This is a genomic window from Neobacillus sp. FW104-15D2 (assembly GCF_058790155.1).
The window spans coordinates 139,279-153,350 of record NZ_JBYTCJ010000010.1 but is presented as its reverse complement, the minus strand read 5'-3'; the positions used below and the strand labels follow the sequence as shown (position 1 = coordinate 153,350).

The 14,072-nt window shown below is 39.8% G+C and carries 13 protein-coding genes and 1 pseudogene; 6 read left to right on the top strand and 8 right to left on the bottom strand.

Annotation, left to right across the window (positions count from 1 at the left end; translation table 11 throughout):
* Positions 1-117: 117 nt before the first annotated feature.
* The 4 genes and pseudogenes from AC3WR0_RS10440 to AC3WR0_RS10425 form a co-directional block, all read right to left on the bottom strand.
* Positions 118-1,200: an AI-2E family transporter gene (locus AC3WR0_RS10440; protein ID WP_492552258.1), complete on the bottom strand. Its 1,083-nt coding sequence runs from the start codon at positions 1,198-1,200 to the stop codon at positions 118-120.
* Between the two features lie 315 nt (positions 1,201-1,515).
* Entirely contained in the window at positions 1,516-1,878 is a 363-nt protein-coding gene (locus tag AC3WR0_RS10435) for a DUF2512 family protein (protein ID WP_492552257.1), read from the bottom strand.
* Positions 1,879-2,382: 504 nt separating this feature from the next.
* Complete coding sequence (locus AC3WR0_RS10430) at positions 2,383-3,615, bottom strand: MFS transporter (RefSeq protein ID WP_492552256.1); 1,233 nt, start codon at positions 3,613-3,615, stop codon at positions 2,383-2,385.
* A 65-nt stretch (positions 3,616-3,680) separates the two neighbouring features.
* Positions 3,681-4,135, bottom strand: a pseudogene (locus AC3WR0_RS10425) (CBS domain-containing protein).
* Positions 4,136-4,311: 176 nt separating this feature from the next.
* Between AC3WR0_RS10425 and AC3WR0_RS10420 the strand changes: the two are divergent.
* From AC3WR0_RS10420 to AC3WR0_RS10400, 5 genes are all read left to right on the top strand, one after another.
* Positions 4,312-4,737, top strand: a complete 426-nt coding sequence (locus AC3WR0_RS10420; RefSeq protein ID WP_492552255.1) for a MarR family winged helix-turn-helix transcriptional regulator — start codon at positions 4,312-4,314, stop codon at positions 4,735-4,737.
* 255 nt (positions 4,738-4,992) lie between these two features.
* Entirely contained in the window at positions 4,993-5,454 is a 462-nt protein-coding gene (locus tag AC3WR0_RS10415; protein WP_492552254.1) for a MarR family winged helix-turn-helix transcriptional regulator, read from the top strand.
* Between the two features lie 4 nt (positions 5,455-5,458).
* A complete protein-coding gene (locus AC3WR0_RS10410) occupies positions 5,459-8,614 on the top strand; it encodes an MMPL family transporter (protein WP_492552253.1) in 3,156 nt (1,051 codons plus the stop codon).
* Positions 8,615-9,106: 492 nt separating this feature from the next.
* Positions 9,107-9,442 (top strand): hypothetical protein, encoded by a 336-nt coding sequence (locus AC3WR0_RS10405; RefSeq protein ID WP_027323913.1) that lies wholly within the window; start codon positions 9,107-9,109, stop codon positions 9,440-9,442.
* Positions 9,443-9,578: 136 nt separating this feature from the next.
* Positions 9,579-10,409 carry an STAS domain-containing protein gene (locus AC3WR0_RS10400; protein WP_492552252.1) on the top strand — a complete coding sequence of 277 codons (831 nt, stop codon included), beginning with the start codon at positions 9,579-9,581 and terminating at the stop codon, positions 10,407-10,409.
* Between the two features lie 287 nt (positions 10,410-10,696).
* Here the strand turns inward: AC3WR0_RS10400 and AC3WR0_RS10395 are convergent, their stop codons facing one another.
* From AC3WR0_RS10395 to AC3WR0_RS10380, 4 genes are all read right to left on the bottom strand, one after another.
* Positions 10,697-10,822 carry a hypothetical protein gene (locus AC3WR0_RS10395; RefSeq protein ID WP_492552251.1) on the bottom strand — a complete coding sequence of 42 codons (126 nt, stop codon included), beginning with the start codon at positions 10,820-10,822 and terminating at the stop codon, positions 10,697-10,699.
* Positions 10,823-10,915: 93 nt separating this feature from the next.
* A complete protein-coding gene (locus AC3WR0_RS10390) occupies positions 10,916-11,083 on the bottom strand; it encodes a hypothetical protein (protein ID WP_492552250.1) in 168 nt (55 codons plus the stop codon).
* Positions 11,073-11,819 (bottom strand): TPM domain-containing protein, encoded by a 747-nt coding sequence (locus AC3WR0_RS10385; protein WP_492552249.1) that lies wholly within the window; start codon positions 11,817-11,819, stop codon positions 11,073-11,075. Before AC3WR0_RS10385 ends, AC3WR0_RS10390 begins: the two co-directional genes overlap by 11 nt.
* On the bottom strand, positions 11,816-12,394 hold the full coding sequence (locus AC3WR0_RS10380; RefSeq protein ID WP_166028798.1) for a LemA family protein: 579 nt from the start codon (positions 12,392-12,394) through the stop codon (positions 11,816-11,818). The genes AC3WR0_RS10385 and AC3WR0_RS10380 overlap by 4 nt, the downstream gene beginning before the upstream one ends.
* A gap of 261 nt (positions 12,395-12,655) precedes the next feature.
* Between AC3WR0_RS10380 and hmpA the strand changes: the two genes are divergently transcribed.
* Positions 12,656-13,861, top strand: coding sequence for an NO-inducible flavohemoprotein (hmpA, locus tag AC3WR0_RS10375; protein WP_492552248.1), 1,206 nt, complete (start codon positions 12,656-12,658; stop codon positions 13,859-13,861).
* The last annotated feature ends 211 nt before the right edge of the window (positions 13,862-14,072 follow it).

The window sequence follows — 14,072 nt, the reverse complement described above, 5'->3', positions numbered from 1 at the left end:
AAGCATAAAAAAACCTCCTCTAATATAATGAATTTGAGGAGATTTTATAAAATTCTTACCATTTTGTCCATTGACAATCGACTTTATCAACAGACTGGGACCTTTGAAAAGGTCCTTTTATTTTGTGCTATGCACGATCCCTGTATTTCTAAGTTTGTAAAATTTGATAAGATTTTTTACAGTTACTTTAACAACTGAATAGAGAGGGATAGAAATCAGGATCCCTATAAATCCGTATATTGATCCTGCTACCAAAAGAATAAGAATGACCGTTAGCGGATGAAGGTCCAGCCTTTTTCCCATGACTCTTGGGGTTATCAAATTTCCGTCAATCTGCTGAGTAATAATAGCTACAATAATGACCTTTACGGCCATAAAAGGATTCATTAGAAGACCTACCAGGACAGCGGGAACTATTCCAATTATGGGGCCCAGAAAAGGAACAATTGTCATGAGCATGGCGAATATGGCTAGCAGCATGCTGTTTTTTAAACCGATAATTAAAAACCCGATGAAAAGAAGAATTCCGTCTGACAAGGCAATGATCATTTGGCCAACAATATAAGTAGAAAGTGTTTTATCGATATCTAGCAGAATCCTATTTCCCTCCATTACATGGTCCTCAGGAAGGCGGGTTAATAGAGAAGGCCTGATTTTTTCATCATCTTTAAGCAAATAGAAAACGATGAAAGGAACAACTACAAGTACGCTTGCGATGCTTGTTATGATTTTAATAATAGATGTTACATTCGTTTGAACAAAATGGAAGAATGATCGGGAATATTTATTGACCGTCTGTTCCAATTTATCTACTGAAAAGCTGCCAATGCTATTATGACCTAAAACTTTTTTAGACTGATCCGAGATTTTTTCCACTTTTTCAGGGAATTGTTTGGTAATGTTTTGGACTTCACCTGAAATAGGAGCTCCGGCCAGGTGGAAGAATAAATAGGCAAGTCCGAAGAATAGCAGGAACACAATAAGAATACTGATATTTTTATTCACATATCTTGCCAGGAAACCGACAATAGGCCGTAAAATATAATAAAAAAGTCCGGAAATGATTAGCGGAAAGAAAATCGTCGCTATTAACTTTTGAAATGGCCACAGGAAGTAATCTATTTTTCCCAGCATGTAGATAATGAATAAGACTAGCAAAGTACCAGTCGCATATTTAAAAAACGGTTTATGAATCCACAAATCCCATCCCTCTTTCCCTCAATCCCTTTATAGGGTGTATGCACTATTTTCTATCCCAAAATGGATGTTATTAAACAAAATACCGTAAAATCCAAACTTATCTGCCAATTAAGTAACCATTTTTTTAAAAAGAAGGCCTTGGTAAATCTCTATTGAGGAAGGCAAGGGAACAGATAATTTGGCGTATAATTCCATTTTTGAGCGCACAAGGAAAGCATCCGAGAATTTTCACCGCAAGAAGGGAATACTTTAGTACAAAGTTTAAAATATAAGAAAAAGGATGGCAGCTTGTTGATTGCCATCCTTTTTCTATCATTAAGCTAAATGATCTGAGTCCACGTGAAGCTGGTTTTTAGCCAGCCATTTGTGATAAAAATACTCGCCAGCGGCAACTACTAAAGATGCTGCAAATGCTTCACCAAATGTATCATTGTAGCCTAGCATTTTCATACCGCCCCATACAACAATCAATGAAATAACAAAATCTCCTATCGTGGCTGCAATATTTCCCATCTTTGGAAGGACCATTAAATCCCCGGTAAGATAAGCAAGGAACAGAAGAACTAAACCTATTAAGGTAGAATCCAAAAAGGAAACATCATTAATTAAAGTAAGCACTATCCACATAACCGGAAGAACCAGCATAGCTTTGAATCCTAATGCTTTACCGTGATTCATATTTTTGCCTCCTTTGTTTGAGATATATCTAATATTTATCCACGTATGAAAGTTATAAACTAGAAAAATAAAGAGAAAATAGTGGAACGTCTACCATTTTATTTTTTAAACATTAGATGGGAGTGAGCGTGGGTATCTATATGTATGGACATATGGAGCTGGATACCTTGGTAAAAAATACTTTCCACAAGAAATATAAATGAGATTCATACACTTGATAAGATCATTTTCCATAGTTTCATAGACTCCCATATACTTCTAATGGTGCTGTTGAAGCAAAATATGCATTACAAAAAAGACGGCCTGGAATGACCCAGGCCGTCTAGTTATTAATAGTACACTTTTAATATTGCATAGCTCCAGCATAAGTTAATGTCGAGACAAGTAACACTTATGTGCTCCTGCACCAGCTTATTCCAAGAAACTGCTGTTCAGCTCGTCAAAAAGCTTCAGGATGCAAGGTTGTCAGTCAGAAGTTTCGCTGAACGGGCGTTTGTGCTTTTCTTAATGCCCCGCTTCAGCAGAGTCTACGTGTCGAACGTGAGCATGGTTTAATGAAATGAATACTACTGAAAGGGCAACAAAGATTGCACCTACGATGAAAGGCATTGAAGGATTATACCATTCCGCCATTTTACCAGCAAAGTAAGGGGCGATGGCACCGCCGATAAATCGCAGGAAGCTGTAGGCTGCGGATGCAGTTGAACGTTCAACAGGAGCGGCGTTCATAACAGCTGTTGTGATCAAAGTGTTGTTATTACCGAGCAGAGCGCCCGCCGCAATAACGGCCGCAATAACGACCCATTGTGTTGACGTCCAAATTCCCATTGCCAAAAGAAGAAGGGCAAAGAGGGATAGCATAACTGCCATTGATTTTACGGTTCCAAATTTTCGCTGAAGCACTGGTGCCATAAAAACAGAAGTCGCTGCCAACAAGATTCCCCAGCCGAGGAAGACAAAACCCAAACCATGTTCATCAAGCCCCATAACAAAAGGAGCATAGGCTAGCAGGGTGAAAAACCCAAAGTTATAAAGAGCGGCACCGATTCCAAAGACTAAAAGCGAGCGATGCTTCATCGCGCGGAAAGGATCTTTTAATGATGTTTTCGCTTTTGTAGCATTTGTACCAGTGGTTTTTGGCATAAGAATGGCTAGACTTATAAATGCAACGATCATTAATGCAGCAACCCCTAGGAAAGGTCCCCTCCAGGACATTCCTCCAAGCCATCCGCCAAGCAAAGGACCTACAGAAATACCAAGCCCTATGGCAGCTTCATATAAAATAATCGCTTTTGCTGTACCGCCGGAAGATAAAGAAACAATGGCTGTTAAAGCAGTTGCAACAAAGAGTGCATTTCCAAGCCCCCATCCGCCCCGGAGGCCAACCAGTGTCCAGATATCATTTGAAAGTCCCCCAAGACCAGAAAATATAGCTATAATAACAACACCTGTCATTAAGGTACCTTTAATACCAAGTCTGGATGAAATAGCCCCGGTAATAAGCATGGCCACTGCCATAACAGCATTGTAGCTGGTAAACAGCAGAGTTACTTCACTATGGCTGGCGTTAAGCTTCTGGGCAATGGCCGGTAAAATGGGGTCTACCAGGCCTATCCCCATAAAAGCAATGATAGAGGCGAAAAAGACTGCCCAGACTGCTTTTGATTGTGTTCGGGTGCTTTCTTTTTCTGCAGCACCCGTTTTCTGAGCAGTTATTGTTTTAGGTGTTGATGACATTCGTTATTCCCCTTTGTTTTTAATTTTAGTTACTAAATCTTTGAAGCTATTAAACTTTAATTATCTTAAAGCAGCGATTTAAAGGAATGCCTAATGACATCACCGCGGCTGATGATCCCAACTAGTACTCCATTTCGCTCGACAGGCAATTTTTTATTTGCCGCTTACCTAAAAGGGCGGCAATATTTTCGATACTTTCATTCCATTGGACCTTCATAATCTTCTTTTTAGCAATTTCCATTACATTTAGATCAAGCAGTCTGCGTTCTCTTTCTTCAAATTCCACCTCATCTCCCATAATGACAAAGGCGTAATAAAAAGAATCGACTACACGGTCTTCATGGCGGCCGATATAACGCATAATATCACCGTCACTGATATATCCAACAATCTCATTTTTATCATTGACGACCGGCAGACCGCTAATGCGGTAGTCAATAAATTTTTCAATAACGGAGCGGACTGTATCACTGTCCTTTACTTTGTGGACCTGAGTAATCATAAAATCTTGAGCTTGCATAAAACCCTCCTGGGAATAATCCATTATCTGGTTTAATTGTGTTACAAAAGGATATGATTGTATTATACAACCACTTATTAACATGTCAATAGTATTTTTGAAATATGGCTGGTGTTACATAATAAAAGCTATATGTTATGATGAAATCAAGAAATTGAAATTGTGAGGTAGTTAGTATGAACGAAAAAACGCTGGAGACCATTGAACTCGAGCTGGCCGTTATAATCCGCCGAACAACATCAATAACCACCCGAAATAAGCTGGGAAACCTCGACCGTTCTGCCTATTTATTGCTTCAAAGAATTGTGTCACGCGGTTCAGCTGGTGTAAAAACTTTGGCTGATGAATTTCAGCTTGATATATCTACTGTAAGCAGACAAGCAGCAGCACTGGAACAAAAGGGGTATGTATATCGTATTCAAGATCCTCTGGATGGAAGATTTCATACCTACGAGATTACAGAATTGGGAAGAAAAGAGTGGGCGGAAGCCAAACAAGCCAGGATAAAAAGGGTTTCAGAGCTTTTGCAAAAATGGACTAAAGAGGAAAAGGAAATGTTCGGAAAACTTTTGGAAAAATACAATCAATCCTTTTTTGAATAGGCTTTTAAGCCGACAAGAACACAGGGTTATGTCCATATGGGGCTTGCCAGTTCCTTCGCTAAAGAGAAGGAATTGCCCATTTTTAAAAATCCATAAAATATATACCAAATGAAGCTGGGCCAGGAAGCCTGAGCTTTTTTTTGTTTATTTAGTGTATTTCTTCCTGAAGATATTGACAGGAAAAGCGGATTTGAAATATAGTTAAACAGTTGAATTATTCATGTGTTTAACTATTAATAAGGGGGGATGCAAAGGGTGGATAAAAAGCTGATTCAGGAACTCATAGATCGTTATGTAAATGTGTCCTTTAAAGTTACAAAGAAAGCTGAAACCCTGATCAAAGAGCAGATAGGAAATGACCTGACCAATGATCAGCATTATATGCTGCGCTACATACACCATGCCGAAAAATGCACTTCTTCTGAGCTTGCAGAAGCTTTTGATGTTAATAAAAGTGCAATTACCGCAATCATTAACCGGCTGGTTGAAAAAGGTCTTATAGACAGAGAAAGGGACGAATCAGACCGTCGTGTAGTTTATTTAACCTTATCCCGATCGGGGGCTGATTTATTTGAAAAAACGGAGAAGAGGATTCACAAGCTGGTTGAATCCATCATTACCAAGTTCGACAGAGAAGAGATAACAGGGTTTATTGTAACTTACGAAAAGCTATCAGAGATGCTTCAAAAAATGGAGAAGGAACAGCTGGGAGAGTGAATGTATGAAAGCAATAATAAAAGGAAAATGGTTTGTCCTATTAGTATGGGCGGCTATTCTTTCAATTTTAATTACTTTGGCACCTAATATGGAGTCTCTTGTGCGTGATAAGGGACAGATCAAGGTTCCGGATGGATATTCATCTACATTGGCAGGAAAGATATTAAAAGACGTTCAATCAAAGGAGAACAAAGGCAAAGATGTTCAGACAGCCCTTGTTTTTCATAGTAATAAAAAATTAACTGACGATGATTTGTCCGCTGCTGAAAAAGCTGTTAACAAACTTGAAAGTCAGCAGAAAAAGTTGGGTATTACTTCTATCATCAGCCATTTCAAAGAAAAGCAATTGAAGGATGAGCTTGTTTCGAAAGACGGAAAAACCATTCTTGTTTCATTGAAGATTTCGGCTGAGGGAAGGGAAGCAAAAGAGATTTCCAGCGAGCTTTATCAATCTATTAAAGATTGCAAACTTGAACATTATTATACTGGAAGCTGGATGATTGATGAGGATCTCGTTAATAATTCACAGGATGGCCTGAAAAAGACGGAAGGGATTACAGTAGTATTTATCCTGGTAATATTGCTCCTCGTATTCCGGTCCGTAATTGCTCCGCTGATTCCGTTAGTTACGGTCGGTATAAGCTATCTGGCATCACAGTCGATTGTTGCTATGCTAGTGGATAAGGCCAATTTTCCGCTGTCTAATTTTACACAGACCTTCCTTGTTTCCGTTCTTTTTGGGATAGGAACAGATTACTGTATTCTATTGTTAAGCCGCTTTAAGGAAGAAATGAATCATCATGAAACTGTTGGAGATGCCATTATCGAAACATATCGGACCGCCGGTAAAACGGTTTTCTTTAGTGGGCTTGCAGTAATGATTGGTTTTGCTTCAATAGGTTTTTCTACCTTTAAACTCTATCAATCTGCATCTGCAGTCGCGGTTGGAGTAGCCATTTTATTATTGGCATTGTTTACGGTTGTGCCCTTTTTTATGTCTGTGCTTGGACGGAGGCTTTTCTGGCCAGCGAAAGGCAAGCTGGAGCATCGTGACAGCAAGCTTTGGGGTACTGTCGGTGGATTCGCTCTTGCCCGCCCGCTTATAGCGCTCATTATCGTTGCCGTTATTTCGGTACCTTTCCTGTTTACCTATGATGGAAAGCTATCTTACAACTCACTTGAGGAAATCGGCGATAATTTTAACTCGATTAAAGGATTTAATATTGTTTCAGATTCCTTTGGACCTGGCGAATCTATGCCTACTCAGGTGGTAATAAAAAATGATGAAAAAATGAACTCATCTGAATACATTGCCTTAGCAGAACAAATCAGCCAGGAATTAAAAAAAGTAGATAATGTCTCTGTCGTAAGATCGGTAACACGCCCAACCGGCGAACCGATTGATGACTTATATATTTCGAAACAGGCTCAAACACTGGGAAGTGGTTTGGGAAAAGGAAATGATGGAATCAAACAAATCAGCAGCGGTCTTAACCAGGCCGGTTCACAAATGGGGGCTTCTGCTCCAAAGTTAAAGGAAGCAACATATGGAATTGGAAGCCTTATTGATGGAACTAAACAGCTGAAGGATGGAATGGTTCCATTAAAAACTGGATTGGAACAGATTCAAACAGGATTGAAAAAAGGTTCAGCAGGATCTTCTCAAATCAAAAAGGGCTTGGAAGACATTAAAACCAACTCTGAAGTTATTTTAAACGGAAGTAAGCAGCTGCTTGCAGGGTATCAACAGGCTGCTGCAGGAATTGGAACACTTCAGCAGAAATACCAGGGAATTGAAACAGGAGTTGCCGGATTGCAGGCAGGACTCGGTTCACTAAACACAAATTTTGCGAATCTTGAAAGCAAATATGATGTAGAAAATGATCAAGATTATAATAAAATCAAAGGAACCGTCCTTTTTGTTCAAGGAAAGCTTGGCGAGTTAGACGGTGGTATTAAGCAGCTGAACGGTGGACTGACAGGGATACAAAGCGGCTTAAACACGGCAAATACTAACTTTGAAACTCTAATCTCTGGCCAGCAGCAGCTTATTGCGGGTATGGAGGCCCTGATTAATGGAATCAGCCAGCAGCAAGCAGGACTTGATGCTATGGCCAATGGGCAGGGACAAATCATTGGTAATCTTTCGAAATTCACCGGCGGGCTGAATGGTATTCAAAATGGCCAGCAGCAGCTTTTGAACGGATTTGGAAGCCTAAGCGGCCAGCTTGATCAGCTGACAGATGGACTTACACAAAGTGCTAATGGTTTAAATGAAGTGTCAAAAGGGCTTAATTCCGCCCAGGATTATTTGGATGGAGTTTCACAAGTTAAAAGAAACGGTTTTTATATTCCTGATGAAGTTCTTAGCAGTAAGGATTTTGCACAGGCTATGGATGCCTATATCTCCAAGGATGGAAAAGTTATGACGATGGATGTTGTATTTAACGTCAATCCATACTCAAACAAAGCCATCAGCCGGGTGGATGATATTAAACAGGCAGTTGAGAGAGCTGTAAAAGATACAAAGCTTGAAAATGCGAAGATAGCTGTTGGCGGTGTAACAAGTATTTATAGTGATCTTAACACAATCTCCGATCATGACTATTCCCGCACAGTTGTCTTAATGCTAGCAGGAATTGCAATCATATTGGTTATCCTGCTTCGTTCATTCATTATGCCGCTTTACCTCATTGCATCTCTAATTTTGACGTATTATACATCGATGGCCATTTCAGAAGCGATTTTTGTCAATTGGCTTGGCTATACTGGAATCAGCTGGGCGGTACCGTTCTTCGCTTTCGTTATCCTAATAGCTCTTGGAATTGACTATAGTATCTTTTTAATGGACCGGTTTAATGAACATCGCGATATGCCAGTAAAGACAGCGATTCTGTTCTCCATGCGAAAAATGGGTACTGTTATCATTTCAGCGGCTGTCATTCTTGGCGGAACATTTGCAGCTATGATGCCTGCAGGCGTATTATCACTTCTGCAAATTGCCACCATTCTGCTTGTAGGTCTCAGTCTTTACTCATTAGTGATTCTTCCATTATTTGTACCAGTAATGGTTAAAATCTTTGGAGTAGCCAATTGGTGGCCTTTTATGAAAAATGATAGTGTTATAGTCGATAGGGATAATAAAACAATCCAATCATGATGGTTAAAGGGCTGACTCCGAGGAGTCAGCCTTTATTGTCTAATCAGAGTTTATACCATAATTCAGAACACACGACGGACAGGGCAAGGAAGGCTTAGTCATCTCAGTGTTACATATAGCTTTTATAAAATAAGCTTGGTTCTACTGCTGCCCAACTTTCTAACCCAGTTAAATAGGAGTGAAGGGCACGAGACTCCTGCGGGAAAAGCAAGCCAGGCGAGACCCCGCAGGTCGTTAGCGACCGAGGAGGCTCGCGGATTGCCCGCGGAAAGCGAGTGCCTGGGAACGGAAATCAACAGGCCCCAAGGGAATGGCCAAAAACTATTATTCTTTTTTCGAAATGAACCTAAAAAATGTATCTATTCTGCAAGGTTAGTATCAAAATTACTATTTGACCTATTTATTTAGATAGCGAGGTCAACTAAATTACAGTTTAAAAGATTAAGTACCGGGATAATGTGGTAAATCAAGAGAAAAGAGAGGAGTGGAAGTATGAACGAGACACCAACACAAACCTATTATCTTGATATTGCTAGCGGGGAGATTATGATGGATCCAAACTGGGATTGGACATTTAGGCTTCAAGCAACAGACGATGAAATCGATCTTCTACGTGAAATGCTGGACGAAGAGTACGAAACCGACTGGGAAACCTTTAACCGGGCGCATGTACCTTTTCTGGAATATCATAAATCTTCTCCAAATGACGAATATGACGATCGGATGGTCTATATATATGCCATGATCTATAAACTGGGAGACGCTGAGGCAAAACAGCATGTGGAAGAGATGGGTATTTTAACAGTGCCATTAAGAAACGAAGAATAAAAGCTCCTTCATGGGGCTTTTTTTATGTTCTAATAAGTTATAAACCAATTCTAAAATTGGCAAAACCATAATTGGTTAGAATATAATAGATTCATAGTGAAAACTGAACTAGAAAGACATAATGGGGGAAAAGAAGTTGGACCGTATTTCTGTTTTAGGGGAAAGCATCATTCAAAATAGCTATGAAATGGGAAAAAGAATAAGCAGATATTTAAAAGAAGATTTTGTACATGAAAAGGAAATTGCCAAAGAGGACGAAGAAGGGCTGCATCAATGGCGTGCCAAGCTCCTTCAGCTGCTGGGACAGGCGATTAAAGAAAATAGTAATGAAAGAGTCTGGAATGAAGTTACTGAATGGGCAAAACTAACAGGAGAAAGTGCTGTTAAGCGCGACCTCCCATTAGATGAATCATTAAAAACATTAACGTCATACCGAATTGTGGTATTAGAGGAAATAGAAAAAGAACTTAAGGATTTAACATTCACTGGCAGTGAATTACTACAAATCAATTACGTTATTGATCCATTATTAGATCATGCAGGCTATATTTTCAGTGCCTCATATGTTGAATTCCACCGCCGGACCATGGATCTTGCCCAAAAGGCAATCCAGGAATTATCTGTTCCTGTTGTTGCATTGTCTGATGAAGTTGCGATACTGCCTTTAATTGGTGAACTCGATACTCACAGAGCGCGCATTTTGAAAGAAGCCTCTCTTAAAAGATGTTCCGAACTTGGAAATCTCTATTTAATTATGGACCTTTCAGGCGTACCAATTGTTGATACTATGGTAGCTAATGAGATTTTTCAGGTAATTAGTTCTTTGAAACTAATTGGAGTGGCTACTGTTTTAACCGGTCTTAGACCAGAAGTAGCTCAATCCATGGTACAGCTGGGCATTGATTTTAAAGGCACTGTTGTAAAAAACAGCCTGAAGAGTGCAGTAGCCTATTTAAATCAAAAATAATACTCACAGAAAAAACAGTTTTCTATAAAAAGGAAACTGTTTTTTTATGGATAAAATCCTTTGAATTGTTGTCTAGCTCCAGCGCCCAGCGAGTTTTCATCTCTGAAAAGCTTCCTTGAGTATCTTGCATCAAGTATGACCTTTAGGTGATACTTGGTGCAGCTAGTGTCCATCCCGCTTCTCCCTACGATAAGTCAACATCGAAATGCTTTGCATTTCGTGTATCCTTTATCTCAGTCGAAGTGGGCCCCAGTCCATACGTCGCTGAACGGGCGCTTGCGCTTTTCTTATTTTTCTTGTTCGGTTATTTTTTTGTATAGCTTTTTCATAGCTTCGTTTTGCATTCTGATGTATTCAAGGAGAATTTCTTTTTCTTTCTCCTCATCGTCCAGTTCCTCTTTATTATCATTCATTATAGCCCCTCCTTGAAATCAATCCCCTATCAATATATAACGGAATGGGGCATTTTGGTAAATAAATGATAAAAATTCGAGAAATATATTTCCTTATTCAGTATCCAGCTCCTTTGCAGAGCGAGTTTTCATTTTGAAATGCTCCATAGAGTAACCTGCATTAAGCTTTACCGCAGGGAGAGAATAATGCAGCCTAGTGGTTAGTCCACACAAGCCATACGCCGGTAAACGGGCCATCCCTTTTTCCGTTTCACCAGCCACGGCCTGCGCCTCCTCCGCCGGAAGAACCTCCTCCGCCTCCTCGTGGGCCTCCACTGCCACCGCCACCTCCACCTCTTCCAAGGATGGATAGAAGGGCAAAGGAGATTGAACCGCCAAAAAAGGCAAAATCAAGAATGAAAAAGCCAATTACTATAAGAATAATAAGCCAAGAAGGTATTCCGGTTCCCTGGTCCTGAGGCTGCCTGGCTGGTTCCTGGCTAGTCCCCAGGTCTCCGCCTCCAAGTTTTTTGGAAAGAGCCTGGTAGGAATTCAGAATTGCCTGGTTAGGCTGGCCTGCTTTTAAAGAGGGCAGGGCATATTCGTCCAGTATTTGTCCGGCTTCACCATCCGTAATTGTTCCTTCCAGTCCGTATCCCACTTCAATCCTGACTCGCTTTTCTTTCATAGCAAGGACAAGCAAAACACCATTGTCCTTTTCTTTTGTACCCAGTCCGTAAGCCCGATAAGCTTTATTGGCATATTCGTCAATATCCATTCCGCCAAGCGTATTGACAGTCAGAACAGCAAGCTGATCTGAAGAATGTTCATCGATCGATCGTCCAAGCCGGATTAACTGCTGTTCTTCCTCAGGTGATAAAACGTCTGCAAAATCCTGAACATAGATATCACCGACCGGAGCCGGGATACTTTTATCCTCGGCAAATGCTGATGTCCCCTGCAGCAAGGGGAGAATAAGAATGGAAAGGAAAAGAGTAAAGACTCTTTTGAAGGTCATTTTCCATTTCCCCCGAAGTCTACCTGTGGAGCTTGCTGCGCTTTTGGATCTGCTTTAAAGTATTCTTTTTTATCGAATCCTGTCATGCTGGCCACAATGGCACCCGGGAACTGTTTGACTCGTTTGTTATAAACCATTACCTGATTGTTATAATCTCTGCGGGCTACAGACAGCCGGTTTTCCGTACCAGCCAGTTCATCCATTAGTCTGGTAAATTGCGCATCAGCTTTTAGGTTTGGATAATTTTCTACTACCACAAGAAGCCGGCTTAAAGAGTTCGAAAGATCCGCATTCGCTGTAGCTTCTTCCTGCGGTGTTTTTGCTCCAGCCAATCTTGCACGGGCATCTGAAATGGATTGAATAACTTCCTTTTCATGTGCAGCATATCCCTGAACCGTTTTAACCAGGTTTGGTATTAAATCAAGTCTTCTCTGCAGCTGATTTTCAATTTGAGCATAGGATTGATCAACATCCTCCTCGGCATTGACGAAGCCATTATAACTCCCCATTAACATCAAACCAAATATGACTATGATCCCTACAATCACCAGGATCGGAACTAAGCTTTTTTTCATTCATTACACTCCATTTCTTTGTTGTGTGTGTAAATATCTTTCCCTATAATTTAAGGCATTTAAACTTTAGAACTTTTTTACATAAATTTAAAAAGTTAATAGAACAAACGGTATTATAGATAGAATGCATTATTGTCAGAAATATTTGTTATTTTACAAAAACGTTAAAAATTCTTTATGTGTGATTTAAATCACTTAATCGTTATCAAAAGTTTCATATAATCACTATTGTCATAGTGAAAACTTAAGGGAGTGTTCGTGTTGTTAAATCAAAATACTATTGAAATCATTAAATCTACTGTGCCGGTTTTAGAAGAGCATGGAGAAAAAATAACTACTCATTTTTATAAAATTATGTTTAACAATCATCCTGAATTATTGAATATTTTTAATCATGCCAATCAAAAACAAGGGCGCCAGCAAAAGGCACTTGCCGGAACAGTATATGCTGCTGCAAAGTATATTGATAATCTTGAAGTGATCCTGCCTGTTGTAAAACAAATTGCCAATAAGCATCGCAGCCTTGGTATTAAGCCTGAGCATTATCCTATCGTAGGAAAACATTTACTTCTTGCGATTAAGGAAGTACTTGGTGAGGCTGCTACAGATGAAATTATCAATGCATGGGCGGAAGCATATGGAGTTATTGCTGATGCTTTCATTAGTATAGAAGCTGAAATGTACGATGAGGCAGCACACCAAAAAGGCGGCTGGGATGGATTCCGTCGTTTCATTGTGGCTCGCAAGATAGAAGAGAGTAAAGTTATCACTTCCTTCTACTTGAAACCTGAAGATAATAAAGAAATTGCCGATTTTGAACCAGGACAATATATTAGCCTTAAAATTGAAATGGAAGGCGAACAATTTAATCATATTCGCCAATACAGTTTGTCTGATGTATCAGGAAAAGATTATTACCGTATAAGTATTAAAAAAGAAGCGGGTACAAGCAACCCAGACGGAATGGTATCCAACTATCTTCATAGCTCAGTTAATGAGGGTGATGTTATTCTTGTCAGCGCACCAGCTGGTGACTTTGTTCTAAATACAAAGAAGGAAACTCCACTTGTATTGCTTAGCGGCGGAGTTGGTTTAACACCAATGGTAAGTATGCTGAAAACAGTTGCGGAAGTTCAGCCTGAACGGAAAGTAACCTTTATTCATGCTGCTATGAATGGTAAGGTACATGCTCTCCGTGATGAAGTATCTTCATTGAAAAATGAAAATATTAACAATGTGGTATTTTATGATGCACCAACTGATGAAGATCGAATGGAGAACCGTTTTGATGTAGAAGGTTATGTTACGAAGGAATGGCTAGGAAGCAATGTAGATATTAAAAATGCTGATTTTTACTTCTGCGGTCCTGTTCCATTTATGAAGTCCGTTAATCATGCATTAAAAGAACTTGGAGTAAGCGAAGATCGGATAAACTTCGAATTCTTTGGACCTAAGGGCGAACTATAATAATAAGATTAAGGAGGGTGTGGGAAACCGCACCTTCTTTTTTTTTACACATATTAATTCTGACAGATAGCGTACATAGATACTTTTACAGAAAAGGCGGCTGCTGAACTTCTTTGTCCACTAATAGTAAAGGTAGTTAAAGAGGCAATATGGACATCTTTAATATATTCTTTAGTTACCCCTAAACGGAGAGGCCAGGTGAATTTTTTAC

What these genes read in the sequence shown, in the direction of transcription:
- AC3WR0_RS10435 (WP_492552257.1), bottom strand. Translation starts at nt 1,878, where the DNA reads ATGAATCACGGTAAAGCATTAGGATTCAAAGCTATGCTGGTTCTTCCG.
- AC3WR0_RS10430 (WP_492552256.1), bottom strand. Translation starts at nt 3,615, where the DNA reads ATGTCATCAACACCTAAAACAATAACTGCTCAGAAAACGGGTGCTGCA.
- AC3WR0_RS10420 (WP_492552255.1), top strand. Translation starts at nt 4,312, where the DNA reads ATGAACGAAAAAACGCTGGAGACCATTGAACTCGAGCTGGCCGTTATA.
- AC3WR0_RS10410 (WP_492552253.1), top strand. Translation starts at nt 5,459, where the DNA reads ATGAAAGCAATAATAAAAGGAAAATGGTTTGTCCTATTAGTATGGGCG.
- AC3WR0_RS10405 (WP_027323913.1), top strand. Translation starts at nt 9,107, where the DNA reads ATGAACGAGACACCAACACAAACCTATTATCTTGATATTGCTAGCGGG.
- AC3WR0_RS10395 (WP_492552251.1), bottom strand. Translation starts at nt 10,822, where the DNA reads ATGAATGATAATAAAGAGGAACTGGACGATGAGGAGAAAGAAAAAGAA.
- AC3WR0_RS10385 (WP_492552249.1), bottom strand. Translation starts at nt 11,819, where the DNA reads ATGACCTTCAAAAGAGTCTTTACTCTTTTCCTTTCCATTCTTATTCTC.
- AC3WR0_RS10380 (WP_166028798.1), bottom strand. Translation starts at nt 12,394, where the DNA reads ATGAAAAAAAGCTTAGTTCCGATCCTGGTGATTGTAGGGATCATAGTC.